This window comes from Achromobacter insuavis, from assembly GCF_902859645.1.
GTDB lineage: Bacteria > Pseudomonadota > Gammaproteobacteria > Burkholderiales > Burkholderiaceae_B > Achromobacter > Achromobacter insuavis.
The window spans coordinates 32,291-58,175 of sequence record NZ_CADIJR010000005.1; the positions used below are offsets into that span (position 1 = coordinate 32,291).

The 25,885-nt window shown below is 69.8% G+C and carries 21 protein-coding genes; 8 read left to right on the forward strand and 13 right to left on the reverse strand.

All coding sequences use genetic code 11. From position 1 onward, the window contains the following. Positions 1-170: 170 nt before the first annotated feature. Complete coding sequence (locus H0523_RS04850; RefSeq protein WP_054428966.1) at positions 171-2,066, reverse strand: LTA synthase family protein; 1,896 nt, start codon at positions 2,064-2,066, stop codon at positions 171-173. A gap of 265 nt (positions 2,067-2,331) precedes the next feature. After that, positions 2,332-3,060 (reverse strand): FadR/GntR family transcriptional regulator, encoded by a 729-nt coding sequence (locus H0523_RS04855; RefSeq protein ID WP_054428967.1) that lies wholly within the window; start codon positions 3,058-3,060, stop codon positions 2,332-2,334. Positions 3,061-3,189: 129 nt separating this feature from the next. On the opposite strand from H0523_RS04855, the gene H0523_RS04860 reads away from it, so the two are divergent. The 5 genes from H0523_RS04860 (at position 3,190) to H0523_RS04880 (ending at position 7,873) form a co-directional block, all read left to right on the forward strand. Further along, positions 3,190-4,029: an NAD-dependent epimerase/dehydratase family protein gene (locus H0523_RS04860; protein ID WP_054428968.1), complete on the forward strand. Its 840-nt coding sequence runs from the start codon at positions 3,190-3,192 to the stop codon at positions 4,027-4,029. A 17-nt stretch (positions 4,030-4,046) separates the two neighbouring features. Beyond that, a complete protein-coding gene (locus H0523_RS04865) occupies positions 4,047-4,928 on the forward strand; it encodes an SMP-30/gluconolactonase/LRE family protein (protein ID WP_054428969.1) in 882 nt (293 codons plus the stop codon). A gap of 120 nt (positions 4,929-5,048) precedes the next feature. Next, complete coding sequence (locus H0523_RS04870; protein WP_054428970.1) at positions 5,049-6,026, forward strand: TRAP transporter substrate-binding protein; 978 nt, start codon at positions 5,049-5,051, stop codon at positions 6,024-6,026. 9 nt (positions 6,027-6,035) lie between these two features. After that, positions 6,036-6,599, forward strand: coding sequence for a TRAP transporter small permease (locus H0523_RS04875; RefSeq protein WP_082380458.1), 564 nt, complete (start codon positions 6,036-6,038; stop codon positions 6,597-6,599). Beyond that, positions 6,590-7,873 carry a TRAP transporter large permease gene (locus tag H0523_RS04880; protein WP_006391382.1) on the forward strand — a complete coding sequence of 428 codons (1,284 nt, stop codon included), beginning with the start codon at positions 6,590-6,592 and terminating at the stop codon, positions 7,871-7,873. The genes H0523_RS04875 and H0523_RS04880 overlap by 10 nt, the downstream gene beginning before the upstream one ends. Here H0523_RS04880 and H0523_RS04885 read toward each other — a convergent pair. From H0523_RS04885 to H0523_RS04905, 5 genes are all read right to left on the reverse strand, one after another. After that, complete coding sequence (locus H0523_RS04885; RefSeq protein ID WP_054428971.1) at positions 7,825-8,616, reverse strand: phosphatase PAP2 family protein; 792 nt, start codon at positions 8,614-8,616, stop codon at positions 7,825-7,827. The genes H0523_RS04880 and H0523_RS04885 overlap by 49 nt on opposite strands. 117 nt (positions 8,617-8,733) lie before the next feature. After that, positions 8,734-10,062, reverse strand: coding sequence for a sensor histidine kinase (locus H0523_RS04890; RefSeq protein ID WP_054428972.1), 1,329 nt, complete (start codon positions 10,060-10,062; stop codon positions 8,734-8,736). Beyond that, the gene (locus tag H0523_RS04895; RefSeq protein ID WP_054429260.1) at positions 10,059-10,772 is read right to left on the reverse strand and encodes a response regulator transcription factor; all 714 of its coding nucleotides are present in this window, start codon (positions 10,770-10,772) and stop codon (positions 10,059-10,061) included. The genes H0523_RS04890 and H0523_RS04895 overlap by 4 nt, the downstream gene beginning before the upstream one ends. A gap of 40 nt (positions 10,773-10,812) precedes the next feature. After that, positions 10,813-12,228, reverse strand: a complete 1,416-nt coding sequence (locus H0523_RS04900; RefSeq protein WP_054428973.1) for an FAD-binding oxidoreductase — start codon at positions 12,226-12,228, stop codon at positions 10,813-10,815. An 84-nt stretch (positions 12,229-12,312) separates the two neighbouring features. Next, on the reverse strand, positions 12,313-12,942 hold the full coding sequence (locus H0523_RS04905; RefSeq protein ID WP_054428974.1) for a BPTD_3102 family carboxylase-like protein: 630 nt from the start codon (positions 12,940-12,942) through the stop codon (positions 12,313-12,315). A gap of 306 nt (positions 12,943-13,248) precedes the next feature. On the opposite strand from H0523_RS04905, the gene H0523_RS04910 reads away from it, so the two are divergent. The 3 genes from H0523_RS04910 to H0523_RS04920 all read left to right on the forward strand — a co-directional run bounded on the left by H0523_RS04910 (position 13,249) and on the right by H0523_RS04920 (position 18,002). Then, positions 13,249-14,640 (forward strand): phosphomannomutase/phosphoglucomutase, encoded by a 1,392-nt coding sequence (locus tag H0523_RS04910; RefSeq protein WP_006391388.1) that lies wholly within the window; start codon positions 13,249-13,251, stop codon positions 14,638-14,640. A 12-nt stretch (positions 14,641-14,652) separates the two neighbouring features. Then, positions 14,653-16,218, forward strand: coding sequence for a glucose-6-phosphate isomerase (pgi, locus tag H0523_RS04915; RefSeq protein WP_054428975.1), 1,566 nt, complete (start codon positions 14,653-14,655; stop codon positions 16,216-16,218). A gap of 98 nt (positions 16,219-16,316) precedes the next feature. Further along, on the forward strand, positions 16,317-18,002 hold the full coding sequence (locus H0523_RS04920; RefSeq protein ID WP_231689718.1) for a gamma-glutamyltransferase family protein: 1,686 nt from the start codon (positions 16,317-16,319) through the stop codon (positions 18,000-18,002). 7 nt (positions 18,003-18,009) lie between these two features. On the opposite strand, the gene H0523_RS04925 is transcribed toward H0523_RS04920, so the two are convergent. From H0523_RS04925 to murJ, 6 genes are read right to left on the reverse strand one after another with little or no spacing between them, the layout of a single operon-like run. Next, a complete protein-coding gene (locus tag H0523_RS04925; protein WP_054428977.1) occupies positions 18,010-19,143 on the reverse strand; it encodes a glycosyltransferase family 4 protein in 1,134 nt (377 codons plus the stop codon). Beyond that, positions 19,140-20,297 (reverse strand): glycosyltransferase family 4 protein, encoded by a 1,158-nt coding sequence (locus tag H0523_RS04930; RefSeq protein ID WP_054428978.1) that lies wholly within the window; start codon positions 20,295-20,297, stop codon positions 19,140-19,142. Before H0523_RS04930 ends, H0523_RS04925 begins: the two co-directional genes overlap by 4 nt. Continuing rightward, positions 20,294-21,409 (reverse strand): glycosyltransferase family 4 protein, encoded by a 1,116-nt coding sequence (locus tag H0523_RS04935; protein WP_054428979.1) that lies wholly within the window; start codon positions 21,407-21,409, stop codon positions 20,294-20,296. Before H0523_RS04935 ends, H0523_RS04930 begins: the two co-directional genes overlap by 4 nt. Before the next feature lie 3 nt (positions 21,410-21,412). After that, complete coding sequence (asnB, locus tag H0523_RS04940; RefSeq protein ID WP_054428980.1) at positions 21,413-23,344, reverse strand: asparagine synthase (glutamine-hydrolyzing); 1,932 nt, start codon at positions 23,342-23,344, stop codon at positions 21,413-21,415. Between the two features lie 44 nt (positions 23,345-23,388). Next, positions 23,389-24,534: a glycosyltransferase family 4 protein gene (locus tag H0523_RS04945; RefSeq protein ID WP_054428981.1), complete on the reverse strand. Its 1,146-nt coding sequence runs from the start codon at positions 24,532-24,534 to the stop codon at positions 23,389-23,391. Continuing rightward, positions 24,535-25,884, reverse strand: coding sequence for a murein biosynthesis integral membrane protein MurJ (gene murJ, locus H0523_RS04950; RefSeq protein WP_054428982.1), 1,350 nt, complete (start codon positions 25,882-25,884; stop codon positions 24,535-24,537). It lies immediately after the preceding gene. Position 25,885 lies beyond the last annotated feature (1 nt).

Consider the following 25,885-nt stretch of genomic DNA (forward strand, 5'->3'; position numbering starts at 1 on the left):
GCGCCAGCGCGCGGCCGGGACGGACGCGGGCGCGTCGGTTGCATCAGGGGCGGGAGGCCGGACCGTGCCGGCGAGCGGATCGGGAAAAGTCATGAGCGCGAGTGTGCGAGGGCTGGCTTCGGGCCGGTTTGAGCGGGATCAAACCAGCCCCAGCCCCGGACGGGGTGAAGTCAAGGCAGGCGGTATTTTTCTTCGCGGTAGACCCAGCTGGCCCACAGCGCGTGCGCCAGCGCCTCCTTGATCAAGGCTTCGTCCACCGGTTCGACCGGCTCGTAGGTCTCGTCCTGCCCGACCGGCGCCGCGCGGTAGCGGAATTCACGCGGCGCCTTGGACGGCTCCAGCACCAGCAGCTTGTCCCCTTGCAGGTAGCCGAAATTGTCGGCGTACTGCATCAGCGCGCGGTTGGGATCGCGTTGCGTCAGGTCCGCGCCCAGCATCGGGTTGACGTTGTCCAGCCCGATCAGCGACAGCAGCGTGGGCGCCATGTCGATCTGGCTCACGATGCGTTCATCCTGGCGCGGCGCGATGCCCGCGCCCAGGATCAGGGCCGGGATCTGGAAGTGCCGCACCGGCACCGGAATCGAGCCGTACACGCGGGAATCGTGATCGGCGATCACCAGGAAAACGGTGTTGTCCCAGTACGGCGCCTTGCGCGCCTTGTCGAAGAACTGGCCCAGCGCCCAGTCGGCATAGCGCACCGTGTTGTCGACGCTGGCCGGATCGCCCACCGGCTGGATGCGGCCCGCCGGATACTCCCACGGCGAATGGTTGCTGACCGAGAACGCCAGCGTGAACACCGGCTTGTCGCCGTCGGCGCGCAGCAGGCGGTCGACCTGGGTGAACATGTCTTCGTCGGACGCGCCCCACGAGCCTTCGAACACCGGGTTCTCGAACTTCGGACGATCCACCACCTCGTTGAAACCGTTGCCCAGGAAGAAGGCGCGCATGTTGTCGAAGTGCGACTCGCCGCCATACACGAAACGCGAGTGGTAGCCATGCTTGCCCAGCACCTGCGCCAGCGTGAAGAACCCGGTCTGCGAGCGCGGCAGCTTCACCACCGCGTCGGCCACGCTGGGCAGGAAGCCCGCCGTCACCGCCTCGATGCCGCGCACCGAGCGCGTGCCGGTGGCGTAGGCGCGGTGGAACATCCAGCCCTGCTTGCCAAGCCGGTCGATATTGGGCGTGAGGTCCTTGCCGCCCAGGCTGCCGACATACTGCGCGCCCAAGCTCTCCTGCAGGATGATCACCAGGTTGAGCGGCTTGTCGCGCCGCACCGTGGCCTGCTGCTCGTGCAGGCTGGGGTAGCGCGCATCCAGCGGCGCGCCTGTCAGGCCCGCCTTGTCGCGCACGATGGCGTTCATCTCGTCGACCGGCATCTTCGGATACATCGCGGCCGACGAGCGCTCATCGCGCATGCGGTAGGCGGCGTCGAACACGCTGTAGAGCGAATTGAGCGCCAGCGAATTGACCATGGCGTCCGAGCTGAACGCGACCTTGGCCGGGTTGATGGGGCGATGCTCCAGCGTGCCGCGCGCGCCCAGCACCACCAGCGCCAGGATCGCCAGCGACGCCAGCGGCCGCTTCCACCACGCCAGGAACGGATCGCGCACCCGCACCGGGAACAGCTTGACCGCCAGCCACGCGGCCACCAGCAACACCACCAGGGCGGCCAGCAGCACGCCCTTGTAGCCCTGCCACAGCATCGAGCCGACTTCCTTCGGGTTGAGCAGGTAGATGAAATACAGGCGGTTCGGGCGCGTGTCGTATTCCGCGATGAACTGCGGCGTGGAGACTTCCAGCAGCACGTACAGCATCCACCAGACGCGGAACCACCAGGCGGTGACGCGCGCGGCCCACGGCCGATGCCCCAGCCACGGCGAGAACACCGCCGGCAGCGCGATCACCATGGACAGCAGGCAGACGTCGATGCGCAGGCCGCCGAACAGCACCGGCCACAGCCCGCCGGCCGCCTCGACCCGGTCCCACATCCACAACGACAGGCCCAGCCGGCTCAGCGTCAGCAGAACCAGCACGGACACGATGAAACGGAGCGTCAGGCGGCGCATGCGGCGGCCCTCCCCGGACGAATGAAATCCGTTGATGCGCCGCGCTTACCTTGCCCGCGATTACCCAGCCAAACCATGCCTGCCGTCCGGTGATTGAAAACGGCCAAGGTTAACGCGGATTGACGCGCCGCAGCGCCGGCGGCAGCGCGGCGCGAGGCCCCTATCAGACGAATGACACCCCTGTCATGTTGTACGACATCTGATTTCGACGCCAAAGCGCAACGTGAGGCGCCCGGCTACCGCCGCGCGCGCTCGCGGATCGGCGTCATTGCGCGCGGCGCAGGCGTTCGCGGCTGTTGCTCAGGTGGGTGCGCATCGCGGCGCGCGCGCCTTCGGCATCCTGGCGCAGGATCGCGCTGTAGATGTCCTCGTGCTCCAGGTTGACACGGGCCAGGTAGGCGGCGCGGTCTTCGTGGGCGAACTTGGCGGAATTGATGCGGGTGCGGGGAATGATGGCCGAGCCCAGGTGCGACATCAGGTCGGCGAAATACCGGTTGTCGGTGGACTGCGACACCAGCAGGTGAAACTGGAAATCGGGCGTGATGGTGTCGCCGCCGCTGTCCAGCGCGCTTTTGAAGGCATCCAGCGCCCGGCGCATCTCGGCCAATTGGGTCTCGCTGCGGCGCACCGCGGCCAGGCCGGCGGCCTCGCTTTCCAGGCAGATGCGCAGTTCCAGCAGCACCAGCACGTCGCGCACCGTGGCGATATCGGCCGGATCGACGCGGAAATCGCCGCCGCCGCTGGGCTCGAGCGCGTAGGTGCCGACGCCGTGGTGGGTTTCGACCAGGCCCGAGGCCTGCAGCCGCGACAGGGCTTCGCGCACCACGGTGCGGCTGACGCCGAACTGCCGCATGATCTCGGATTCGGTGGGCAGCTTGTCGCCGGGGCGGATGTCGCCGCCGCGGATGCGTTCGGAGATGCTCTCGACCAGGCCCTGGGCCAGGTTCCGAGGACGACGCTGCGGCAAGACGGGGGTATCGACAGGAGCGTTCATCAGGGATTATCCGGGAGCGGTTGCGTGGCGCTTGACTGCAAAATTTCGGGCTTATTATACTTTGGACAGGTTGTACGATAACGTACCAGGTAAGTCCACTCCACCGCGCCATCCACCGAGCGTTGCGCCATGAGCCTAACCGTCGACCGCATGCCTGCCTCCCCCCGCTGTCATCGCCTGTTATTGACCGGCGCGGCCGGCAACCTGGGCCGGGTCCTGCGCCCGCGGCTGAAAGCCCATGCCGACGTGTTGCGGGTCTCCGACGTCGCGGCCATGGCGCCCGCCGCGGCCGGCGAGGAAGTCGTGCCGTGCAACCTGGCCGATCCCGCCGCCGTCTCCGAGCTGGTGCGCGGCGCCGACGCCATTGTGCACCTGGGCGGCGTTTCCGTGGAGCGTTCTTTCGAAGAAATCCTGCCGGCCAACATCCAGGGCGTCTATCACGTCTACGAAGCGGCCCGCCTCCATGGCGTGCGGCGCGTGGTGTTCGCCAGCTCCAACCACGTCATCGGCTTCTACGAGCAGGGCGCGCAACTCGATGCCGACGTGCCGTTGCGGCCCGACGGCTACTACGGCCTGAGCAAGGCCTACGGCGAAAACCTGTCGCGTTTTTACTACGACCGCTACGGCATCGAGACGGTCTGCCTGCGCATCGGCTCGTCGTTTCCCGAGCCCAGGGACCGCCGCATGATGGTGACCTGGCTCAGCTACGACGATCTGACCGACCTGGTGGTCCGCTCGCTGTTCACGCCCAACGTCGGCCACCTGATCGCCTATGGCGCCTCGGCCAACCGCGACAGCTGGTGGGACAACCACGGCGCCGCCGCGCTCGGCTTCGCCCCCGGGGACTCCTCCGAAATCTTCCGCGCGCAGGTCGAGGCGCAGCCGCCGCTGGCGGCCGACGACCCCGCCGCGCGCTACCAGGGCGGCGCGTTCGTCAAGGCCGGCCCGTTCCCCTTTCCTCCGCGCTGATACGCCACTTCCCCGCCATGGCGACCTCTGCCGAACGCATCGGAACCCTGCTCTGCGGCGTGGGCGAAAGCCCCGTGTGGCGCGCCGCCGACCAGGCCTTCCACTGGACCGACATCCCCGGCCGCGCGCTGTGGCGCTGGACGCCCGCCAGCGACCGGCTCGATCACTGGACGCTGCCGCAGATGGCCGGCTGCCTCGCCCCGCGCGGCGACGGCTGGCTGCTGGCGATGGAGGACGGCCTGTACGCCTGCGGGCCGCTCGTGGCCGGCCAACCCTGCCAGCCGCGGCCGCTGGCGCCGGTGCGCCATGGCGCGCCCGGCATGCGCTTCAATGACGGCCGCTGCGACCGCCAGGGCCGCTTCCTGGCCGGCACCATGGTCATGGACATGGGCCTGGCCCGCAACGCCGGCAAACTGTATCGCCATGCGCCCGGCCAGCCGCTGGAAGCGATCGTCGACGACCTGATCGTGCCCAACGGCCTGGCCTTCAGCCCCGACGGCAGGACCATGTACCTGTCCGACTCGCACCCGTCGCGGCAGGTGGTCTGGGCCTTCGACTACGACATCGACAGCGGCCTGCCGCGCAACCGCCGCGTCTTCATCCCGAAACTGCCGGCCGGCCGGCCCGACGGCGCCGCCGTCGACGCCGACGGCGGCTACTGGATCTGCGGCAACGAGGCCGGCCGCATCTACCGCTATACGCCTGACGGCCGCCTCGACCGCAGCCTGGATGTGCCGGCCGCCCGCGTCGCCATGTGCGCCTTCGGCGGGCCGGACCTGGACCTGCTGCTGGTCACGTCCATCCGCCCCGCGGACGCCGCCCCCGATTCCGCCGCCGGCGCCGTCTTTGCCCTGCGCCCCGGCGCGCGGGGCCTGGAGGAAACCGCAAGCGCCGGTTAGCACCCGACCGCGGCGCCCCAGGCGCCCAAGCACGAGTAGTGAGCAGGTCCGTACACATCGAAGAGCTTCGGGGCCGCAATGGCCCTCAACGAAACGCCGTACTCCCAACCGGAGGTAGACATGTTGCGCCCGACCCTGACCCGCGCCATCCTGGCCGCGGCCGCTTTGCTGACGCTGATCCCCGCCACCCATGCCGCCGAGCTGCGCTCCGCGGACATCCATCCCGACGATTACCCCACCGTGCAAGCCGTGCGCCAGTTCGGCGAACTGGTCAAGCAGCGCACCAACGGCCGCATCACCGTCAAGGTGTACGCCGGTGGCGCGCTCGGCAATGAAGACGACTCGATCGAGCAGGTGAAGATGGGCGCGCTGGCCATGGCGCGCGTGTCCAGCGCGGCCATGCACAACATCTGCCAGACCACCCGCGTGCCGTCGCTGCCGTTCCTGTTCCGCTCCAAGGACCATCTGCACAAGGTGCTCGACAGCGAGCTCGGCGAACAGATCCTGAAGTCCTGCGAGTCGGCCGGCTTCGTCGGCCTGGCCTGGTATGACAGCGGCTCGCGCTCGATGTACACGCGCAACAAGCCGATCAAGACGCTGGCCGACGCCAAGGGCCTGAAGATCCGCGTGCAGCAGTCGGATCTGTCGGTGGCGATGGTGGAAGCCATGGGCGGCAACGCCACGCCGATGCCGATGGGTGAGGTCTACACCTCGCTCAAGACCGGCCTGGTCGACGCCGCCGAGAACAACTATCCGAGCTACGAGAGCGCGCACCACTACGAGGTCGCCAAGTACTACGCGCTGACCGACCACACCATGACGCCCGAGATGCTGATCTTCTCGAAGCGCCAATGGGACAAGCTGTCGGCCGAGGACCAGAAGATCCTGCGCGAAGCCGCGCGCGAGTCGGTGCCCTACATGCGCAAGCTGTGGGACGAGCGCGAGCAGAAGTCGCGCGCGGTGGTCGAGAAGGCCGGCTCGCAGATCGTCGAGGTCGACAAGGCCTCGTTCCAGTCGGCGATGAAACCGGTGTACGACCGCTTCGTCACCACGCCCGACATGAAAGACCTGGTCGCCAAGATCCAGGCCGTCCAATAAGGAATCCGCATGTTGGCTACCTCCACCCATGACCCGGATGTCGCGGCGGGGGGCCGGGCGCATGCCCCGGCTGCCCCGCTGGACGCCTATTCCCGCGGCTGCGCCCGGCTGGCGCGCCTGTGCATGTGGACCAGCGTGTTCGGGCTGGTCTGCCTGATCGTCGCGGTCACCCTGCAGATCTTCGGCCGCCACGTGCTGAACAGCACCCCCACCTGGGCCGAAAGCCTGGCGCTGCTGCTGGTGCTGTACGTCACCATGCTGGGCGCCGCCGTCGGCGTGCGCGACGCCGGCCACATCGGCTTCGAGTCGCTGGTCGACGCATTGCCGGCGGCCGGCCAGCGGCGCCTGAAGATCTTCATCCACCTGCTGGTGCTGCTGTTCGGCGCGCTGATGGCGTGGAACTGCGCCCTGCTGGCCGAATCCGTGTGGGCCTACAAGATCCCCAACCTGGGCATCTCCAACGGCTGGAAGTACGTGCCCGCGGCCCTCTCCGGCGTCCTGATCGCGCTGTTCTCGATCGAGCACATCATCGCCCTGTTGCGCAACCAAAAGGTGGTACCGGCATGGCGCTGACCCTACTCTCCTTCACCTTCATGGGCTTCCTGGTGATCGGCGTGCCGGTGGCGTTCGCCATCGGGCTGTCGTCCATCACCGCGATCATGTACGAGGACCTGCCGCTGGCGGTGGCCTTCCAGCAGATGACCTCGGGCATGAATGCGTTTTCGTTCCTGGCCATCCCGTTCTTCATCTTCACCGGCGAGTTGATGCTGTACGGCGGCATCGCCGACCGCATCGTCGCCTTCGCCAAGTCGCTGGTGGGCCACGTGCGCGGCGGCCTGGGCATGTCCAACGTGGTGGCCTGCACGCTGTTCGGCGGCGTGTCGGGTTCGCCGGTGGCGGATGTGTCGGCGATGGGCTCGGTGATGATCCCGATGATGAAGCGCGAGGGCTATCACGCCGACTACGCGGTCAACGTCACCACCCACGCGGCGCTGGTGGGCGCGCTGATGCCGACCAGCCACAACATCATCATCTACACGCTGGCGGCGGGCGGCAAGGTGTCGATCGCGGCGCTGATCGCGGCCGGCGTGGTGCCGGCGCTGATCCTGACGCTGTGCAACCTGGCGGCGGCGTATTTCGTGGCGCGCAGCCGCGGCTATCCGGCGGGCACGTTTCCCGGCTGGCACATCGTGGCGCGCTCGCTGGTGGCCGCGACGCCCGGGCTGTTCGTGGTGGTGCTGATCATCGTGGGCATCCTGAGCGGGGTCTTCACCGCCACGGAATCGGCCGCGGTGGCCGTGCTGTACGCGCTGGCGCTGACGGTCTTCGTGTATCGCTCGCTGACCTGGGACCAGTTCGTGCGCGCCGCCAGCAAGGCGGTCAAGACGACCGGCGTGGTGCTGCTGCTGATCGGCATCTCGGCCACCTTCGGCTACCTGATCAGCTTCTACGGCGTGGCGGAAAAGACCGGCGAGCTGATGGCATCGGTGTCCACCAGCCCGTGGGCGATCTTCCTGATGGTCAACGTGATCCTGTTCGTGCTGGGCACGTTCCTGGACATGGCCGCGACCATCCTGATCTGCACCCCGATCTTCCTGCCGATCTGCATGCAGTACGGCATGGGGCCGGTGCAATTCGGCATGGTGATGCTGCTGAACTGCGCGCTGGGGCTGAACACGCCGCCGGTGGGCACCACACAGTTCGTGGGGTGCGCCATCGGCGGGGTCTCGGTCGGCACGGTGATGCGGACCATCTGGCCGTTCTACGGCGCCTTGCTGGCGGCGCTGGCGCTGGTCACCTACGTGCCGGCGTTCTCGCTGTGGCTGCCGGGCGTGCTGCTGAATTGAACGCCGGGCATGCGGGCCGGACCACGCGACGCGGCCGGGCCCCGCAGCACCGGCCAGAAGAACAGCGCGGCCAGCAGCCACATCAGGGCCGCCGACCACAGCGTCTGGCTCAGGAAATGCGCGCCCTGCAGCACGCGCACGATCGAGAACCCGACGCCCGCGGCGATGCCCACGGCCAGGCCCCACCAGCGCCATCCGGGCCGCTGCGCGGCCCAGCCGGCGAAATACAGGGTCAACATCGAGTAACCGGCGCCGGCGTGACCGCTCGGCAGCGCGCCGCCCGCCTTGGCGCGATCCCAGGTCCACCACGACAGCGGATACGGGGTGTACCCGCCCAGCGTCTCCAGGTCATAGGGACGCGGCAAGGTGGTGTGGTGCTTGAGCTGCGTGACGGCCAGTTGCCCCACGATGCAGGTCACCGCCACCGCCAGCGCCGCGCCGCGCAGGTGGCGCCAGGCGGGAATGCGGTAGCTGGCCGCGACGACGGCGATCGCGCCCAGCGCCATGCCGATGGGCAGGGCCAGCACCATGCGATGGCCGACCAGTTCGAGCCAGCGGTTGGTGTGCAGGGGGAAGTCATCCAGCGGCACGCTGAACAGGCCGCGGGCGATGGCCAGGTCCAGGCCGGAGGCGTTGGCCCACCACGCCAGGCACGCCAGCATCAGCGTCACCCCGAGGACATGCGTGGAAAAGTAGAAAGCGGGCGTCGGCCGCACGGCCGCTGGCGGAGAAAAGGGTGACATGTAGCGCGAGGGGCGATGGCGATCGGCCGGAGCAAACAGCTTAGGCGGCCGACAGTCGAAAATTCGTCAAATTCGGCCTGGCCGGGAAAGGGGCGGCTCACCCCCCTTGCGGTCGCCCTACGCCGCGCCCCCCGCCGCGTCCAGGCGCAAGGTGAAACGGGTGCCGCGCTGCGGCCCCTCGCGCGACGAATCCACCGTCAGCGTCCAGCCCTGCATGTCGCAGACCCGCTTGGCGATGGCCAGGCCCAGGCCGCGCGCGGTTTCATCGCGTCCGGCCATCCCCGAATCCCGCAACCGGCCGCTGTAGTAACGGCGGAACAGGAACGGCAGGTCGTCCGCCGCGATGCCCTTGCCGTCGTCGCTCAGCTGCAGCGCGCCGTCGGCGCCCAGGCTGGCCGTGAGCGTGGCTGGCGCCGCGTGCTCGACGGCGTTGCGCACCAGGTTGCGCAGGACGGTCAGCAAGGCATAGCGGTCGAGGATGCGGATGTGGTCCGCCGGGATGACATTGTCGAAACGCAGTTCGGCCATGCCGGCCTGGGTTTCGTAACCGCGCCAGGCGTCCAGCATGCATTCGGACAGGTCGACCGGCTCGGGCGGACGCATCTGGTCGCGGGCCATGGCGCGGGCGCTTTCCAGGCAGACGATGACGTCGTCGACGTTGTCGATCACCCGCGTCAGCCGCTGGCGCTGGTCGGGCGTCAGTTCCTGGGTCAGCAGCATCAGCTCGCTGTCGGATCGGATCGCGGCCAGGGGCGTGCGCACCTCGTGGCTGAGGTTGCCGGCGAACTCGCGTTCGCGCGCGATCGAGCGGTCGACCTGGTTCTGCACCCGGTTGAAGGCTTCGATCAGCCGGCCCGCCTCGTCGTCGCGGGTCACGGCCAGGTCCGGCGCGCCGGGGGCCCAGGTGGACAGGCGGTCGGTCAACTCCAACAGCGGCCCCACGGCCACTGCCGCCACCCGTCGCGACAGGGCGTAGGCCCCGACCACGCAGATCGCGCCGACCCCCAGCACGATCAGGCCGAAATCGTGCACCCGCTCTTCGTTGTCGGTGGCGTCGTAAAGCAGGTAGACCTTGCCCGTGCCGGTGTCGGCCACCATCACGTGCCAGGTGTAGGCGCCGGGCTCGATCAGGTGCAGGCCGTTGTCGAGCCCGCGGATTTCCTCCGGCATGCCGACCGGGGCCAGGCCGTCGACACTGAGCCAGGCGCGCATGGAGCCGCCCAGTTCGCGGGCGCCACGGCGCGGCAGGAACTGGTCGCTGGTGCGGGCGTGCTGCACCAGGCGGTCCATTTCGGTATTGAGGATGTCGTTGACCAGATCGTCTTCCATCTGGTCGAACGTCAGGTAGGCGAGCAGGGCCAGCGCCGTCACGAACAGCGCCACGGTGCCGGTCAGCGCCCACACCACCCGTTGCGTCAGGGTCCCGCCGCCCGCGATCCGGCTCATGCGCTGCGCTCCCCCGTCACCAGGCGCCAGCCGGTGCCGTGCATGGTCTCGATGCCGTCGAAACCGGCATCCGCCAGGGCGCGGCGCAGCAGGTGCACCTGGCTGCGCAGGGCGTCGGACGACGGCGGCTCGCTGCCCCACAACTGCGATTCCAGCTCCTCGCGCGAGACCACCCGGCCCGGATCGCGCAGCAGCGCTTCGAGGATGATGATGGCCTTGCGCGTCAGGTGCACCGGCTTGCCGCCGATCGACACCATGCGGCTGCGGGTGTCATAGGACAGCTCGCCGAACACCCGCACCGTGTCCACGGTCGAGCCCTTGGCGCGCTGGATCAGCGCCAGCAGGCGCGCCTCGACCTCGAGCAGCGCGAAGGGCTTGGTCAGGTAGTCGTCGGCGCCATGGGAGAAACCGGCCAGCTTGTCTTCGAGACTGTCGCGGGCCGTCAGGACCAGCACCGGCAGCGGCAGGCGCCGATCCGCGCGCACCGTGTGCAGGACCGCATTGCCGTCCATGCCGGGCAGGCCGATGTCCAGGATCATCGCGTCGAACCGCTGTTCTTCCAGGCGCTTGAGCGCGGCCGGACCGCTATAGGCCACGTCCGGCAGGAAACCGCGCGCTTCCAGGAAGGTGTACAGATTGCCGGCGATGGTGTGATCGTCCTCGACGATCAGGATCCGGTGATTCGCACCCGCTGCGGGACTGGCCGCCATGTTCTCGTTCCCCATGGAAAGAAGGTTGTGTACGCCCCGCTCAGGCTTGCAGCACCTTGCCGGGATTCATCAGGCCTTGCGGGTCCAGCGCGCGCTTGATGCGGCGCATCAGGGCCAGCTCGACCGGACTCTTGTAGCGCGGCAGCTCGTCGCGCTTGAGCTGGCCGACGCCGTGTTCCGCGCTGATGGAGCCGGCATGCGCATGCACGCTGTCATGCACCACGCCGTAGATGTCGCTTTGCAGCGCCAGCAGCTCGGCCTCGGTCTGGCCCGGCGCGTTGGCGACGTTGTAGTGCAGGTTGCCATCGCCCAGGTGGCCGAAGATCACGTGGCGCACGCCGGGAAAGCGCGCCTGCAGCAGGCCATTGGTCTGGTGCACGAAGCCGGCGATGGCCGAGATCGGGATCGAGACGTCGTGCTTGACCGACTTGCCCAGCTCGGCCTCGGCCAGCGGAATGCTCTCGCGCAGGTGCCACAACGCCTTGCTCTGCGCCACGTTGGCGGCGATGGCGGCGTCGTTCACCAGGCCGGCCTCGATGGCCTCGCCCAGCACCGTCTCGAAGCGCTCGCGCGCATGCGCCTCGCTTTCGCTGTCGGACAGCTCCAGCAGCGCGAACCACGGCGAGGCGGCGGACGCGCCCTCGAACGGCAGGCGCTGCTGCGGGAACAGGCGCACCACCGCCTGCAGGCAGTCGCCGCTCATCAGCTCGAAGCCGGTCAGCGCGGCGCCGAAGCCGGCGCGGGCCCGCGACAGCAGCTCGACCGCGTTGTCGATGCTGTCCAGCGTCAACAGCGCGGTGCAGGACGCGACCGGCCGCGGGAACAGCTTGAGCGTGGCCGCGGTGATGATGCCCAGCGTGCCTTCGCTGCCGATGTAGAGATCGCGCAGGTCGTAGCCGGTGTTGTCCTTGCGCAGGCCGCGCAGGCCGTTCCAGATCTCGCCCTCGGCGGTGACCACTTCCAGGCCCAGGGCCAGGTCGCGCGTGTTGCCGTAGCGCAGCACCTGGGTGCCGCCGGCGTTGGTGGCGAGATTGCCGCCGATGGTGCAGCTGCCCTCGGCCGCCAGGCTCAGCGGAAACAGCCGGCCGGCGTCGGCGGCGGCCTGCTGCACGGCCTGCAGGATGCAGCCGGCTTCCACGGTGATGGTGTCGTTGTCGGTATCGAGCGCGCGCACCCGGTTCAGGCGCGCGGTCGACAGCACCACGGCGCTGCCCGAGCCGTCGGGCGTGGCGCCGCCGCACAGGCCGGTATTGCCGCCTTGCGGCACCACCGGCACGCCATGGCGCGCGCACAGCTTGATGGCGTCGGCCACTTGCTGCGTGGACCCGGGGCGGACCACCGCCAGCGCCTCGCCGCGATAGCGGCGGCGCCAGTCCAGCGCGAAAGGTTCGGCATCGGCGCCGGTCAGCACATGGGACTCGCCCAGGAGGGACTGCAATTCGCTCAGCAAGGTCATAGGCGCCGCACGGAAAGATCGCGCCGGGCCGCGCCCGGGCGCTGTTCAAGGGTAGTGCGGACTATTGTAGAGGCTGAACCGGCCCTAGCCGACCGCCTGGTCCAGGCGCGTGCCCGTCAGGCCCGTGCAATAGGCGCGCGAGGCGATGCGGTTCAGCAGGAAGGCCCGGTCCACGCCGGCGGGGCCGGGCAGTTCGGACAGGGCGCGATAGGCGCGCCGCAGCGCTTCGCCGCGGGTGGCGCCGCACACCAGCAGGTGGGTGCACGGCATGTGGCGATCGGCGCAACCGTCGATGCGCACTTCCAGCGCATGGGCCGCAACCGGCTCGAAATCGGCCACGGCGGCGCCCGAACGCGGCTGCGCCTCGGCGCGGATCACGCGGAACACGCCGCTGCGGTCATCCAGCGAAAAGGCCACCGTGCCCATGCCCTGCCAGGCGCGATCCCGCGCCACGCTGGCGGCAACCCCGCGCAAGGCGCTTTCGACCGAGGCCGGCAGATGCGGCGCCGGGCATTCGGCGATCAGCACGCGGGCGTCGCGCCAGACGCAGCGCTCCCAGGCGCGGCCCGTCGCCAGCTCGCCCTCGGGCGATACGAATACATGAATGTCGAGCCGGCGTTCCCGCCCGGCCGCCGGCCCGGCGAAGTCCGTGGGCGGCCCGCGCCTGCGCCTGGCGCCGCCTGATGACGTGACTGTGGATACTTTGGCTCCCATGGCCCCCTCCGGTCTTTCTGGTCTTTCCGCTTGCATGACAAGCGTATCACCTTCGGATGACCAGCAAGTTCCATGCCACCGCCCGCCAAGACAGGAAGGGTCCGCTTCCGTTGCGCCGACGCACCGGAACAAGGCGAAAAGGGATTCCTTTGCGCACCAGATCAGGGCGGCACACGGCCGCCCGATGGAGGATAATTCAACTCCGCCCCCTGGCCGGCATGCGCCGGCATCCGGGTTTACCAGCAGGCTGCCGGCATCCCGGGCGGTCCTGCCACGGCAAGCCGTAGCAAACAATAAGGATCCGACGTGGCCGACAACGCGCAATTCCCCTCTTCCGTCTTCAAGGCGTATGACATCCGCGGCACCGTCCCGGATCTGATCGACGCGCGCTTCGCCCGCTCGCTGGGCGCGGCGCTGGCCGCGGTCGCGCGTGACCAGGGCGTGCAGACGCTGGTGGTGGGCCGCGACGGCCGCCTGAGCAGCGAGATGCTGTCGCAGGCGCTGCAGGAAGGCATGCTGGAAGGCGGCGTCGATACCCTGGATATCGGACAGGTTCCCACGCCGCTGGTGTATTTCGCCACCCACATCATGCAGACCGGCTCCGGCGTGGCCATCACCGGCAGCCACAACCCGCCCAAGTACAACGGCTTCAAGATGATGATGGGCGGCCGCGCCCTGTATGGCGAGGACGTGCAGGCCCTGGCGCGCCGCATGAACGGCGCCCCGGACGCGCCCGCCGCCCGCACCGGCGTGCGCCGCGAGCTGGACCTGGTGGCCGCGTACATCGCGCGGGTCGCCTCGGGCGTGAAGCTCGCCCGCCCCATGAAGATCGCGATCGACTGCGGCAACGGCGTCGCCGGCGCCATCGCCCCCAAGCTGTTCCGCGCCCTGGGCTGCGAGGTCACCGAACTGTTCTGCGAGGTGGACGGCACCTTTCCCAACCACCACCCGGACCCGGCCGAGCCGAAGAACCTGCAGGACCTGATCCATTGCCTGGCCACCACCGACTGCGAACTCGGCCTGGCCTTCGACGGCGACGGCGACCGCCTCGGCGTGGTGACCAAGTCCGGCCAGATCATCTGGCCGGACCGCCAACTGGTGCTGTTCGCGCGCGACGTGCTGGAACGCAATCCCGGCGCCACCATCATCTACGACGTCAAGTGCAGCCGCCATGTCGGGCTGTCGGTGCAGGCCGCGGGCGGCGAACCCTTGATGTGGAAAACCGGCCACTCGCTGGTCAAGGCCAAGCTGGCCGAAACCGGCGCGCCGCTGGCCGGCGAGATGAGCGGCCATATTTTCTTCAAGGAACGCTGGTATGGTTTCGACGACGGGCTCTACACCGGCGCCCGCCTGCTGGAAATCGTCTCGCGCCATGCCGACGCCGGCGCGCCGCTGGAGGCCTTGCCGCAGGACGTATCGACTCCGGAACTGAAACTGGAAATGGAAGAAGGCCAGCCTTTCACGCTGGTGCAGGCGCTGCAGGAACAGGGCCAGTTCCCCGGCGCGGTGCGCGTGGTCACCATCGACGGCGTGCGCGCCGAGTATCCCGACGGCTTCGGCCTGGCGCGTCCGTCCAACACCACGCCGGTCGTGGTGCTGCGCTTCGAGGCGCAGACCGCCGAGGCGCTGGCCCGCATCCAGGGTGACTTCCGGCGCGAACTGGCTAAACTGGCGCCCGACGCCTCCCTGCCCTTCTAAAAACAAAAAGACATGTCCCTGCTCAACAGCCCAGCCTGGAACCGCTTCGCCACCGCCGCACGCAACGCCGACCGGCGCGGCGAGCAACTGCGGCTGATCAATGCCCCCGGGCTGCGCCTGGACCTGACCGCGCAGGCGCATTCGCCGGCATTGCAGGAAGCCGCCGTCGCGCTGCTGGAGCAGCAAGGCTTCGAGGCCGCCCGCGCGCAACTGTTCGACGGCGGCGACGCCAACTGGACGGAACAGCGCCCGGCCTGGCATACCGCGCTGCGCGCGCCCCAGCCCCCGGCCCAGGTGGCCGCGGCCGTGCTGGCCGAGCGCGAACGCGTGCGCCAGTTCGTGCGCGAGGCCGATGCCGCCAAGCGCTACCGCTGCGTGCTGCACCTGGGCATCGGCGGCAGCGACTGGGGGCCGCGCCTGGTCAACCGGGCGCTGCGCTACGGCGGCATCCATCGCGAAGTCCACTTCGCCTCGAACGTCGATTCGCACTCGGTGGCCGATGCCATGGTGCGCCTCGATCCGCACGAGACGCTGGTGATCGTGGCGTCCAAATCGTTCACCACCACCGAACCGCTGGCCAATGCCGAGGTCGCTATGAACTGGCTGCGCGATGCCGGCGTGGCGGACCCGATCAAGCAGGTGGTGGCGGTCACCGCCAACGTCGAGGCCGCGCTCAACCTGGGCATCTCGCCGGACCACATCTTCCAGATCTGGGACTGGGTCGGCGGCCGGTATTCGCTCTGGTCGGCCATCGGCCTGCCGGTCGCGCTGGCGCTGGGCAACGACACCTTCGACCAGCTGCTGGCCGGCGCCGCCGCCATGGACGAGCACTTCCACCATGCGCCGCTGGCCGAGAACGCGCCGCTGCAACTGGCCCTGGCCGGCGTCGTCAACCGTAGCGTGCTGGGGTTCGACTCGCTGGTCATCACGCCGTACGATTCGCGCCTCTTCCACGTGGTGCCCTGGGCGCAGCAGCTCGAAATGGAATCGCTGGGCAAGGTGGCCACGGCGGACGGCAGCCCGACCGGCGTGCCGACCGGCCCGGCCGTCTGGGGCATGCCGGGCACCGACTGCCAGCACACCTTCTTCCAGTGGCTGCACCAGGATGCCGCGGGCGCGCCCGTCGACTTCATCCTGTGCGAGCAGCCCGACCACGCCTATGCGCGTCACCATGAACTGCTGATCGCCAATTGCCTGGCCCAGCGCGCCGCCCTGCTGCGCGGCAAATCGTTCGAGGAAGCGCTGGCCGAGACCTCGCAGGTCGAGGCCGATCCGGCGCGCGCGCGCCTGCTGGCCCAGCACAAGGTGCATCCGGGCGGCCGGCCGTCCTCGCTGATCGTGCTGCCGCACCTGGAGGCCTACACCCTGGGCGCGTTGCTGGCGCTGTACGAGCACAAGGTGTTCGCGCAGGGCGTGATCTGGGGCATCAACCCGTTCGACCAGTGGGGCGTGGAATTCGGCAAGGCGCTGGCCAAGAACATCATCCGCGAACTGGATGCGCCATCTCAGCAGGTCGCGCCGCAGGACCCTTCGACCCGCTTCTGGATCGACGCCATCGCGCGACGCCACCAGGACTAGGCCCCGGCCAAAGCGGCCGGCCGGCCCGCCCCGGGGCCGCTATGGACAGGACGCCATGACGGGCGAATAATGGCCCGTCGTCCTTCCCGGAGCGCCCCATGCCTACGCTAGCCCGCAGCCCCGCACGGTTCCTGGCCGCCCTCGCCTTGTGCGCGGCCGCCTCCGCCCAGGCCCAGACACAGCCCCAGGCCCCGGCCGGCATGGTCGCCGCCGCCAATCCGCTGGCCGCGGCGGCCGGACTCGATGCCCTCAAGCGCGGCGGCAGCGTGGTCGACGCCGCCATCGCCGTGCAGATGGTGCTGACCGTGGTGGAACCGCAATCGTCCGGCCTGGGCGGCGGCTCGTTGATGCTGGTGTGGGACCAGGGCAGCGCCACGCTGTCGGCCCTGGACGGCCTGGCCGCGGCGCCGGCGCGCGCCACCGCCAGCCTGCGCACCGACGTCAACGGCGAAACCCTGCCGCTCAAGGATGTGGCGCGCTACGGCCGTCCGGTCGGCGTGCCCGGCACCGTGCGCGTCATGGCGCTGGCGCACCAGCGCTACGGCAAGCTGCCATGGGCCAGCCTGTTCCAGGCCGGCATCCGCAGCGCCGAAGACGGCTTCCCGATGTCGCCCTATCTGCACGACAGCCTGCAGCGGCTGCCGCAGCTGGCCGAGAATCCGGCGATCCGCAAGGTCTTCTACGACACGCAGGGCCAGGTGCTGCCGGTCGGCGCCACCGTCCGCAATCCGCTGCTGGCCGACGCCCTGCGCAAGGTCGCGGCCGATCCCGACGCCATCAACCACGGCGCGCTGACCGCCGACGTCCTCGCCGCGGTGGGCGCGGGCAAGTACCCCAGCCTGATCCAGGCGCAGGACCTGGCCGCCTATCGCCCGGCCGAACGCACGCCGATCTGCGGCCCCTTCCTGTCATGGAAGGTCTGCACCTTCCCGCCCCCCAGCTTCGGCGGCGTGTCCGTGCTGCAGCAGCTGGGCATGCTGGCCGCGCGCCGCATCGATACGCTGGCGCCCGGCTCGGCCGCGGCCGACCACCTGCTGATCGACACCGCCCGCATCGCCCGCGCCGACCGGCTGGCCTATATCGGCGATCCGGACCAGGTCAAGGCGCCGGTGCGCCAGTTGATCGCGCCCGACTACACGCGCGAACGCGCCGCGCTGCTGTCCGCCAGGGCAGTGACGCATCCGCGTCCCGGCGTGTTCGCGGGCGTGCCGGCGCCGGCCGGCGCCGAGGCGCCCGGTACCACCGAGACCAGCCAGGTCGCCATCGTCGACGCGCAGGGCAACGCCCTGTCGATGACCACCACCATCAACCTGAACTTCGGCTCGTGGCTGATGCCGCACGGCTTCTTCCTGAACAACGCGCTGACCAATTTCTCGTCGGCGCATGGCAAGGGCGCGCCCAATGCCATGGCGCCCAACAAGCGGCCGGTCACCTCGATGGCGCCCACCATGGTGTTCGACCGCGACGGCAAGCTGGCGCTGGTCACCGGCTCGGCGGGCGGCGGCTACATCGTCGACTACATCGCCCAGGCCGTGGTCGGCACGCTGGCATGGGGCCTGCGCCCGGCCGATGCGCTGGCGCTGCCGCACGTGGCGGGCAACACCGGCCGCAGCCAGGTCGAGAAGGGCCGCGTCCCGGCGGACGCCAGCGCGTCGCTGGCCGCGCGGGGCCACAAGATCGAACAGGTGGAAATGAAAAGCGGCGCCGCCGCGATCCGCGTGACGCCGCAAGGGCTGGATGGCGCCGCCGATCCCCGCCGCGACGGCGCCGCGCTGGGCCACTGAGGCCGACTCAGGCGCTCAGCGTGTCGTACAGCTCGACGTGGATGCGGGCCACCCGCTCGATGTTGAATTCGCGCTCGGCCAAAGCGCGGCCGGCCGTTCCCATCGCCTGGCGCAGCGTCGCGTCGCCCGCCAGCCGGGCGATGGCGTCGGCCAGAGCCTGCGGGTCGCGCACCGGCACCAGCAGGCCGGTCTTGTCCGGATCGATGGCATCGCGGCAGCCCGGCACATCGGTCGTCACCACCGCGCGGCCGCAGGCGGCGGCCTCGATCAGCGACTTGGGCAGGCCCTCTCGATAGGACGGCAGCACGGCGATGTGCGAGGCCGCGTACAGTTGCGGCACGTCCGAGCGCTCGCCCAGCGCCTCCACGCAGCCTTCGCGTTGCCAGGCCTCGACCTCGGCCGGCGTGGCCGACGTCGGATTGCCTGCATCCACGCCGCCCACCAGCCGCATCGTCACGGGCACGCCGCGCGCGCGCAGCAGGCGCGCCGCCTCGACGAATTCCCACACGCCCTTGTCGCGCAGCAGGCGCGCCACCATGGTGGCCACCACCGGCGGCGCGGCCGGCTCGGGCAACGCCTGGCACAGGTCCAGATCGACGCCGGCGCCGCGGATCAGCACCACCTGCTCATCACGCACGGCGCCCAGCGATTTGAGCAGATCGCGATCGCTGGCGTTCTGGAAGATCACCCGGCTGTTGGGATGACCCAGCGCCAGGCGATACAGGCGCGCCACCACCGAGCGCACCAGGCGCATCTTCAGGGAATTGGACAGGAACACGAAGCCCAGCCCGGAAATCGCCGCCACCATGCCCGGCACGCGCGCCAGGCGCGCGGCGATGCCGCCGTACAGCACGGGCTTGATGGTCACCAGGTGCACCACCCGCGGCCGCAGCCGCCGGAACAGGCGCAGCAGCGCCAGCAGCGTGCCCAGTTCCTGCAGCGGATGCTTGCCGCTGCGCGTCATCGGAATGACGTGATGGGTCATGCCCAGCGCGACGATGTCGGCGACGGCGGGGCCGTCCATCGTGGCCACGTGCACGTCGTAGCCGGCGCGCTGCGCGGCCTGCGCCACCGGCAGCCGGTGCGACATGAAGAAGGCCGGGTTGTTGACCACGAACAGCAGACGACGGGCGGCGCTCATGCCGATGCTCCGGACAGACGGCGCCACACCGCGGCGTAGCTCTGCACCATGCGCGCCAGGTCGAAATTCTCCAGCACCCGCGCCCGTCCGGCCTCGCCGGCGCGACTTCGGCCGCGCAATGCCACCTCGCGCAGCGCGCTCTCGATGCCGCGCGCCAGCGCCTCGGGCTGCTCGGGCGGCACCACCACGCCGGTGTCGCCGATGATGTAGGCGGCATCGCCCACGTCCGTCGCCACGCAATAGGCGCCGCAGGCCATGGCCTCGGCCACCACGTTGGGGAAGCCTTCGGCGCAACTGGACAGCACGTGCAGGTCCAGCCCGTTCATCACCGCGGGCACGTCGTCGCTGGGGCCGGCCAGCACCAGCCGTTCGCGCAGGTCGAGCTTGTCGACCAGCGCCATCAATTCAGGGTTGTCCGCGGTCATGCCGCGTCCCACCAGCACGCAGCGCAGGCCGCCGTCGCGGCCGTCGCGCACCAGCGCCGCCACCGCGCGCAACAGGTTGGCATGATCCTTCAACGGATCCCAGCGCGCCACGCAGCCGATCACCGGCACGTCGCCGGCCAGGCCCCATTGGCCACGCACCCGTTCCCGCGCGGCCGTGTCGGGCGCATAGCGCGACAGGTCGTAGCCGTTGGCGATCACCACCATGCGATCGCGGCGGTAGCCCTTGGCGGCATGCCGTTCGGCCGCGTCCTGCGCGGCGCAGACGATGGCGCCGGGCAGCACGCCCGACAGCAGCGCGCAGGCGCGCAGCACCATGCGGGCCGACCGGCTGCTGCGCTCAAGGTGCGCACCGGAATTGCGGATGCCCCAGGCGATGGCGCGCACACCGGCCAGGCGCGCCGCCAGGCCGCCGATCAGATCGGCGTGATACATCCAGGTCTGCACGGCGTCGGGCCGCGCCGCGGCGATCAGGCGGCGCAGGGCCATGAAGCCGCCCAGCGTGATGCGGCCGCGCGGCATGTCCAGCGTATGCACCGTCACGCCGGCGGCGCGCAGCCGCTCGCCGTAGACGCCTTCGTCGGTCAGCGATACGACAATATGCTCGACGGCCTGCCCCGGATAGGTGGACAGGCGCCACAGCACGGATTCCGCGCCGCCCTGCCCCAGGCCGGCGATCACATGCACCACGCGCAAGGTCGCCGCGCTCATCGGCCTTCCCTCACGGCTTCGAACAATTCGTCCCATTCCATCAGCACGCTGGCCAGGGCATAGCGCTGGCGCACCGCCGCGGCGCCGCGTTGGCCGAGTTGCCGACGCAACGCCGCATCGCCGAGCAAGCGACGCAGCGACTCGCGCAGCGCGTCGCGATCGCCCGCGGGCGCCAGCAGCGCATCCTGGCCGTCGCGCGTCATTTCACGCGGCCCGCTGGGGCAATCGAACGCGGCGCAGGGCAGGCCCAGCGCCATCGCTTCCAGCAGCACGTTGGGAAAGCCCTCGACCAGCGAACTGAGCACGAAGGCCTGGCCTTGCGCCAATTCATCCCACGGCGCTTCGGTGCGGCCCGGCAGGCTGATGCGCGCCTGCAGGCCCAGGCGCGCGACCTGTTCCTCCAGCGCGCCACGTTCGGGGCCTTCGCCCCAGATGCGCAGGTTCCAGTCGGGAAAGTCCGGCGCCAGCTGCGCGAAGACGTCGATCAGCAGATCGAATTGCTTGTCGGTCACCAGGCGCCCCATCGCCAGCAGCGTGCGCGGCGCGCCGTCGTCATGCTGCGGCACCAGCGGCGCGTCCAGCAGCGGCGCCGGCAGGGGATTGGGAATCACGGCCAGGCGCTTGATGCCCGGCACCTGGCGCGAGAACGGGCCGGCCGTGTCGGCCGCCTGCACCGTCACCATGTCGGCGCGCGGATACAGCAGGCGGCGCAGCCGGCGCCAGACCGTGCCGGTGGTGGTCTCGGCGACCGGGTTGGTGCGCTCGCAGACGATCAGCGGCACGCGCAGGCCGCGGGTGGCCAGGATGGCGGCCACGTTGACGTTGGTCAGGAACGACACCACCACGTCCGGCGCCGTGTCGCGGATGTGGCGGCGCAGCGTCAGCAGGCGCTTGAACGCGGCCATCGGCCCCGACACGCGGGTGCCCGCCAGGTCCGCCAGCCAGTCCAGCTTGACCTTGTCCGACAGCGGGTAGAAGCAGGTGCCCTTGGACGAATAGGTCGGCGTCAGGGTGACGTCGTCACCGCGTTCAGCCCACGCGTTGACCAGCGTGGCGGCCACGCGCTCGGCGCCGCCGGCGTGCATGGAACTGACCAGCATCAGTATTTTCATTCGTCAGCGACTCCCAACCGATCCTCCCTGTTCGCCACCGGCGCGGTAGCGGTCCAGCCAGGCCTGCATCATCAGCACGCCCCACAGATGGCTATCCCAATTGCGATGCCCGGACACATGCTCGCGCCACTTGCGCAGGATGGGTTCGGGCTCGAACCAGCCTTCCTGGCGCAGGCGCGCCGGATCCAGCAGCGCCTCGGCCCAGTCGCGCAGCGGTCCGCGCAGCCAGGCCGCCAGCGGCACGGCAAAGCCGCGCTTGGGCCGGTCGACCAGCGCCTGCGGCACGTGGCGGTACAGCACCTGGCGCAACAGCCATTTGCCGGTGGCGCCGCGCACCTTGTACTGGTGCGGCAGGCTCCAGGCGAATTCGTAGACGCGATGGTCGATCAGCGGCACCCGGGTCTCCAGGCTCACCGCCATGGCCGCGCGGTCCACCTTCACCAGGATATCGTCCGGCAGGTAGGTCACCGTGTCGAGCTTCATCATGGACTCGAAGGTCGAGCCGCGCATCGCCCGCGCGAACTCGGACACCGGCTCCACGCCGCCCTTGACCACGCGCGCCGGGTCCGACCAGTACGACACGAACAGGCGGTAGAAATCGCCGCGCGAGTCGGCGCGCAGCAATTCGCCCAGCTTGCCGACCTTGCCGCGCCAGGCGCCGCGCCCCGGCAGTTGGGTCGAGGCGCTGAGCAGCGCGCCGGCCGGCGTGCGCAGCAGCGACGGAATGCGCTCGCACTTCTGCCACCAGTTGTTGACGCGGAAATAGCGCGAATAACCGCCGAACAGTTCGTCGCCGCCGTCGCCGGACAGGGCCACGGTGACGTGCTGGCGCGCCATGCGCGTCACCAGCGAGGTCGGGATCTGCGACGAATCGGCGAATGGTTCGTCGTACATGTCGGCCAGCCCCGGCACCACCGCCAGCGCGTCGTCGGCGGTCACGTACAGCTCGGTATGGTCGGTGCCCAGGTGCATGGCCACCGCCTTGGCGTGCTGCGCCTCGTCGTAGCCCTTTTCATGGAAGCCGATGGCGAAGGTGCGCACCGGCTGCGAGCTCTGCGCCTGCATCAGCGAAACGATGGTCGACGAGTCGATGCCGCCCGACAGGAACGCGCCCAGGCTGACATCGGACAGCATCTGGCCGCCCACGGCCTTGGACAGCACGCCTTCGAGCGCATCGGTGGCCTGCGCGTCGGAATCGAACGACAGCAGCGATTGCGCCGCGGTATCCGCGGCGTCGCGCGCCGACCAGTACACGCGCGGTTCGGGCATGCGGCGGCTGCGGGTGTCGTCGGCGGTGAATTCGATCCAGGTGCCCGGGGGCAGCTTGGCGATGCCTTCGTAGATGGATTGCGGCGCCGGAATGTAGTTGTGCCGCATGAACGACGCCAACGCATTGCGGTTCAGGTTGCGGCCGAACCCGGGGATCGGCATCAGGCCCTTGAGTTCCGAGGCGAACACCAGCTCGGCGCCCGAGTAACCGTAGTACAGCGGCTTTTCGCCCATGCGGTCGCGCGCCAGCACCAGCTTGCGCGAGGCGCGGTCCCACAGCGCGATGGCGAACATGCCGACCGAGGCCTGCAGCGTCGCCTCGATGCCCAGCGCGGTGAAGCCCGCCAGCAGCGTCTCGGTATCGGAATGGCCGCGCCAGGACGGCGCCAGGCCCGATGCCTCGAGCTGCTGGCGCATGTCCATGTGGTTGTAGATCTCGCCGTTGAACACCATCACGTAGCGGCCGCAGGCGGACACCATCGGCTGATGCCCGGCTTCGGTCAGGTCCTGGATCGCCAGGCGCACGTGCGCCAGCGCCAGCTCGGCGCCGGTGTCTTCCCAGAAGCCGTTGCTGTCCGGCCCGCGGTGGCGGATGCGCCGGCAGCTTTCCGCCAGCACTTGCGCCTTGTCACCCAGGGGGCCCCAAATTCCGACAATTCCACACATGATTTCAGGTTCTCGTGGTCACCGCAGCAACGGTGTGGCGCGGCCTAGCGGCCTGACGCGCGCACACCGTCAAAAAGTTCTTCCCATTGGCCCAGCACCCGCTCGGCGGAGAAACGCTCGCGCACCGCCGTGGCCGCGTCGGCCATGCGGCGGCGAAGGGCCTCGTCGCCCATCACCGCGGCCAGTTCGCGGCACAACGCGTCGACATCGCCGTTGGGCCGCACCAGCACGCCGTCGATCCCTTCGCGCACGATCTCGCGCGGCCCGGTATCGCAATCGAACGCCACCGCGGCCAGGCCGCTGGCCATCGATTCCAGCAGAGTGTTGGACAGCCCCTCGAAGCGCGACGTCAGCACATACAGGTCGGCGCTCTGATACCAGTCGCCCACGTTGCCCGCCCGTCCCGGCAGGCTGACGCGATCCCGCAGGCCGGCCTCGCGCACCTGCGCTTCCAGCGCGCGGCGCTCATCGCCCTCGCCCAGGATAACCAGATCCCAGTCCGGATGCGACGGCGCCAGCCGCGCGTAGGCCTGCAACAGCAGGTCGAAACCCTTGTCCCCATGCAGCCGTCCCACCGCCAGCAGGCGCTTGCGGCCGTCGCCCGCGGGCGGCGCCAGCACCGGCTCGCCCTTGGGCAGCGGCCAATGCACCGGATTGGGGATCACCGCCAGGCGCGAACCCGGCACATGCTGCTCGATCCATTGCGCGGTGCCGCGGGTCAGGGCCACCACGCGCGCGGCGCGCGGATAGGTCAGGCGGCGCAGGCGCTGCCAGAGACCCGACAGGGTCTGCGATGGCGGATGGGTGTGTTCGGTGGCAATGACGCGGCACGGCAGCCCGGTGGACGCCAGCACCGACAGGACCGACGCGGTGGTCATCATGCCCAGCACGATATCGGGGCGGAAGGCCTTGATCACGCGCCGCAGCGCGCGCACGCGCTGCACATTGCTCCAGATGCCGCGCAGACCGCCGCCCTCGCCCGCCGTGTGCAGCACCTCGCGCCGCACCCGCGGATGCAGGGTGTAGACGTCGCCGTCGGCGCTCGCCTGCGTCACCACCATGACCTCGCGGCCCATGCCGGCCCAATGCGCGCTCAGGTCGGCGGCGACCCGCTCGGCGCCGCCGCCGTGCAGCGAATGGATGAACAGCAGCACGCGCAACGGGCGGCCGGACTCGGGAACGGCGGGCATTCAGGCGGCCTCTTTGGGTTCGGCGCGGCGCAGGGCCACCACCAGGTAGCAGACATAGGACAGCACGTACATCAGGCTGGTGGCCAGCATGATGCCGGCCGCCCCCATCTTCGGCGCCAGCACCGTGTTGAGCGCGGCTTTCAACGCGAAATTGCCGACCGCGATGGCGGCCATGATGCGGTAGCGGTTCTGGCTGGCCAGCAACTGCACCAGGATCAGCACGCCGAAATAGAACGGCAGCTGCAACAGGCCCCAGCGCAGCACATGCGCCACGGCCTCGGTATTCTCGGCGGTGAAGGCGCCGCGCTGGAACAGCACCGACACGCCCCACGGCGCCAGCACCCAGCCCAGCGCCACGGCGACGGCGCCGGCCGCCACCATCAGCACCGACCATTTCAACGCCATGCCGCGCGCGCGCGCGCTGTCGCCGCGCGCCTGCACATCGGCCAGCACCGGCAGCGCCGCGCGGCCGACCGACACCGCGCCGATGCCCAGCAGCAGCGACAGCAGCCGGCTGGCGTAGCCCAGCGTGGCATTGGCATTGGCGCCCAGGTTGGCGGCGGCGTATTGGTCCAGCGGGCCGACGAAGCTCATGGCCACCTGGCCGATCAGCATCACGCCCGCGGCGCTCATCAGCTCGGGCCAGTGCGGCGATCGCAGGGTCAGTTTTGGCGCGCCCCAGAAACCGCCATCGGCGCGCGCGGCCAGCCAGGCCAGCCACACGGTCTGGATCGCGTAGCCCACCAGCGTGCCCCACAGCAGCGGACCGACGCTCTCGGCGCTGGCCGCCAGCATGACCCACGCCAGCGTCGCCACCGCCGGCACGCTGTCCAGCAGCGTATTGACGTGGCGCTCGTGCGAGCGCAGCCGCGCGGCGCTGATGCCGGCAACCAGCAACAGGGCCGCGACCGGCGCGAAGGCCAGCAGCAGTTCGCCCGTCATCTCGCCGACCCGGGCGGACAGCCCCTGGCCCAATGCGCCCAGCACCTTGGGCCAGGCGAACCAGGTCAGCGCGGCCAGCGCGATGCCCGCGGCCGCCACCCAGCCCTGCAGTTCACGGATGAATTGTTCGCGTTCGGCGTCCTCGGCGCGGCGCAGCCGCACCAGCACCGGAATCAGCACCACCGACAGCACGCCCACGATCGTGACCGGCAGCCAGGTGGCCATGGTCATCGTGAACTGGTAGGCGTCGACGGCGTCGCTGACGCCGTAGCGGTACGCCACCGCCATCTCCTTGATGGCGCCGGCGGCCTTGCCCAGCAGCAGAAACACCGCCACCCGGAACGCACCTTTGAAAATGCGTTGGTGGTCCGGGTGGATGCTGCCGAGTTTGCGGATGAGTGCTTTCAAA

Bases quoted from the DNA above. Each gene is read 5' to 3' on its own strand.
- H0523_RS04920 (WP_231689718.1), top strand. From the start codon at position 16,317: ATGCCTACGCTAGCCCGCAGCCCCGCACGGTTCCTGGCCGCCCTCGCC.
- H0523_RS04900 (WP_054428973.1), bottom strand. From the start codon at position 12,228: ATGACCTTGCTGAGCGAATTGCAGTCCCTCCTGGGCGAGTCCCATGTG.
- H0523_RS04935 (WP_054428979.1), bottom strand. From the start codon at position 21,409: ATGAAAATACTGATGCTGGTCAGTTCCATGCACGCCGGCGGCGCCGAG.
- H0523_RS04860 (WP_054428968.1), top strand. From the start codon at position 3,190: ATGAGCCTAACCGTCGACCGCATGCCTGCCTCCCCCCGCTGTCATCGC.
- H0523_RS04870 (WP_054428970.1), top strand. From the start codon at position 5,049: ATGTTGCGCCCGACCCTGACCCGCGCCATCCTGGCCGCGGCCGCTTTG.
- H0523_RS04875 (WP_082380458.1), top strand. From the start codon at position 6,036: ATGTTGGCTACCTCCACCCATGACCCGGATGTCGCGGCGGGGGGCCGG.
- H0523_RS04930 (WP_054428978.1), bottom strand. From the start codon at position 20,297: ATGAGCGCGGCGACCTTGCGCGTGGTGCATGTGATCGCCGGCCTGGGG.
- pgi (WP_054428975.1), top strand. From the start codon at position 14,653: ATGTCCCTGCTCAACAGCCCAGCCTGGAACCGCTTCGCCACCGCCGCA.
- H0523_RS04905 (WP_054428974.1), bottom strand. From the start codon at position 12,942: ATGGGAGCCAAAGTATCCACAGTCACGTCATCAGGCGGCGCCAGGCGC.
- H0523_RS04890 (WP_054428972.1), bottom strand. From the start codon at position 10,062: ATGAGCCGGATCGCGGGCGGCGGGACCCTGACGCAACGGGTGGTGTGG.
- H0523_RS04945 (WP_054428981.1), bottom strand. From the start codon at position 24,534: ATGCCCGCCGTTCCCGAGTCCGGCCGCCCGTTGCGCGTGCTGCTGTTC.
- H0523_RS04865 (WP_054428969.1), top strand. From the start codon at position 4,047: ATGGCGACCTCTGCCGAACGCATCGGAACCCTGCTCTGCGGCGTGGGC.
- H0523_RS04880 (WP_006391382.1), top strand. From the start codon at position 6,590: ATGGCGCTGACCCTACTCTCCTTCACCTTCATGGGCTTCCTGGTGATC.
- H0523_RS04895 (WP_054429260.1), bottom strand. From the start codon at position 10,772: ATGGCGGCCAGTCCCGCAGCGGGTGCGAATCACCGGATCCTGATCGTC.
- H0523_RS04855 (WP_054428967.1), bottom strand. From the start codon at position 3,060: ATGAACGCTCCTGTCGATACCCCCGTCTTGCCGCAGCGTCGTCCTCGG.
- H0523_RS04925 (WP_054428977.1), bottom strand. From the start codon at position 19,143: ATGAGCGCCGCCCGTCGTCTGCTGTTCGTGGTCAACAACCCGGCCTTC.
- H0523_RS04850 (WP_054428966.1), bottom strand. From the start codon at position 2,066: ATGCGCCGCCTGACGCTCCGTTTCATCGTGTCCGTGCTGGTTCTGCTG.
- asnB (WP_054428980.1), bottom strand. From the start codon at position 23,344: ATGTGTGGAATTGTCGGAATTTGGGGCCCCCTGGGTGACAAGGCGCAA.
- H0523_RS04885 (WP_054428971.1), bottom strand. From the start codon at position 8,616: ATGTCACCCTTTTCTCCGCCAGCGGCCGTGCGGCCGACGCCCGCTTTC.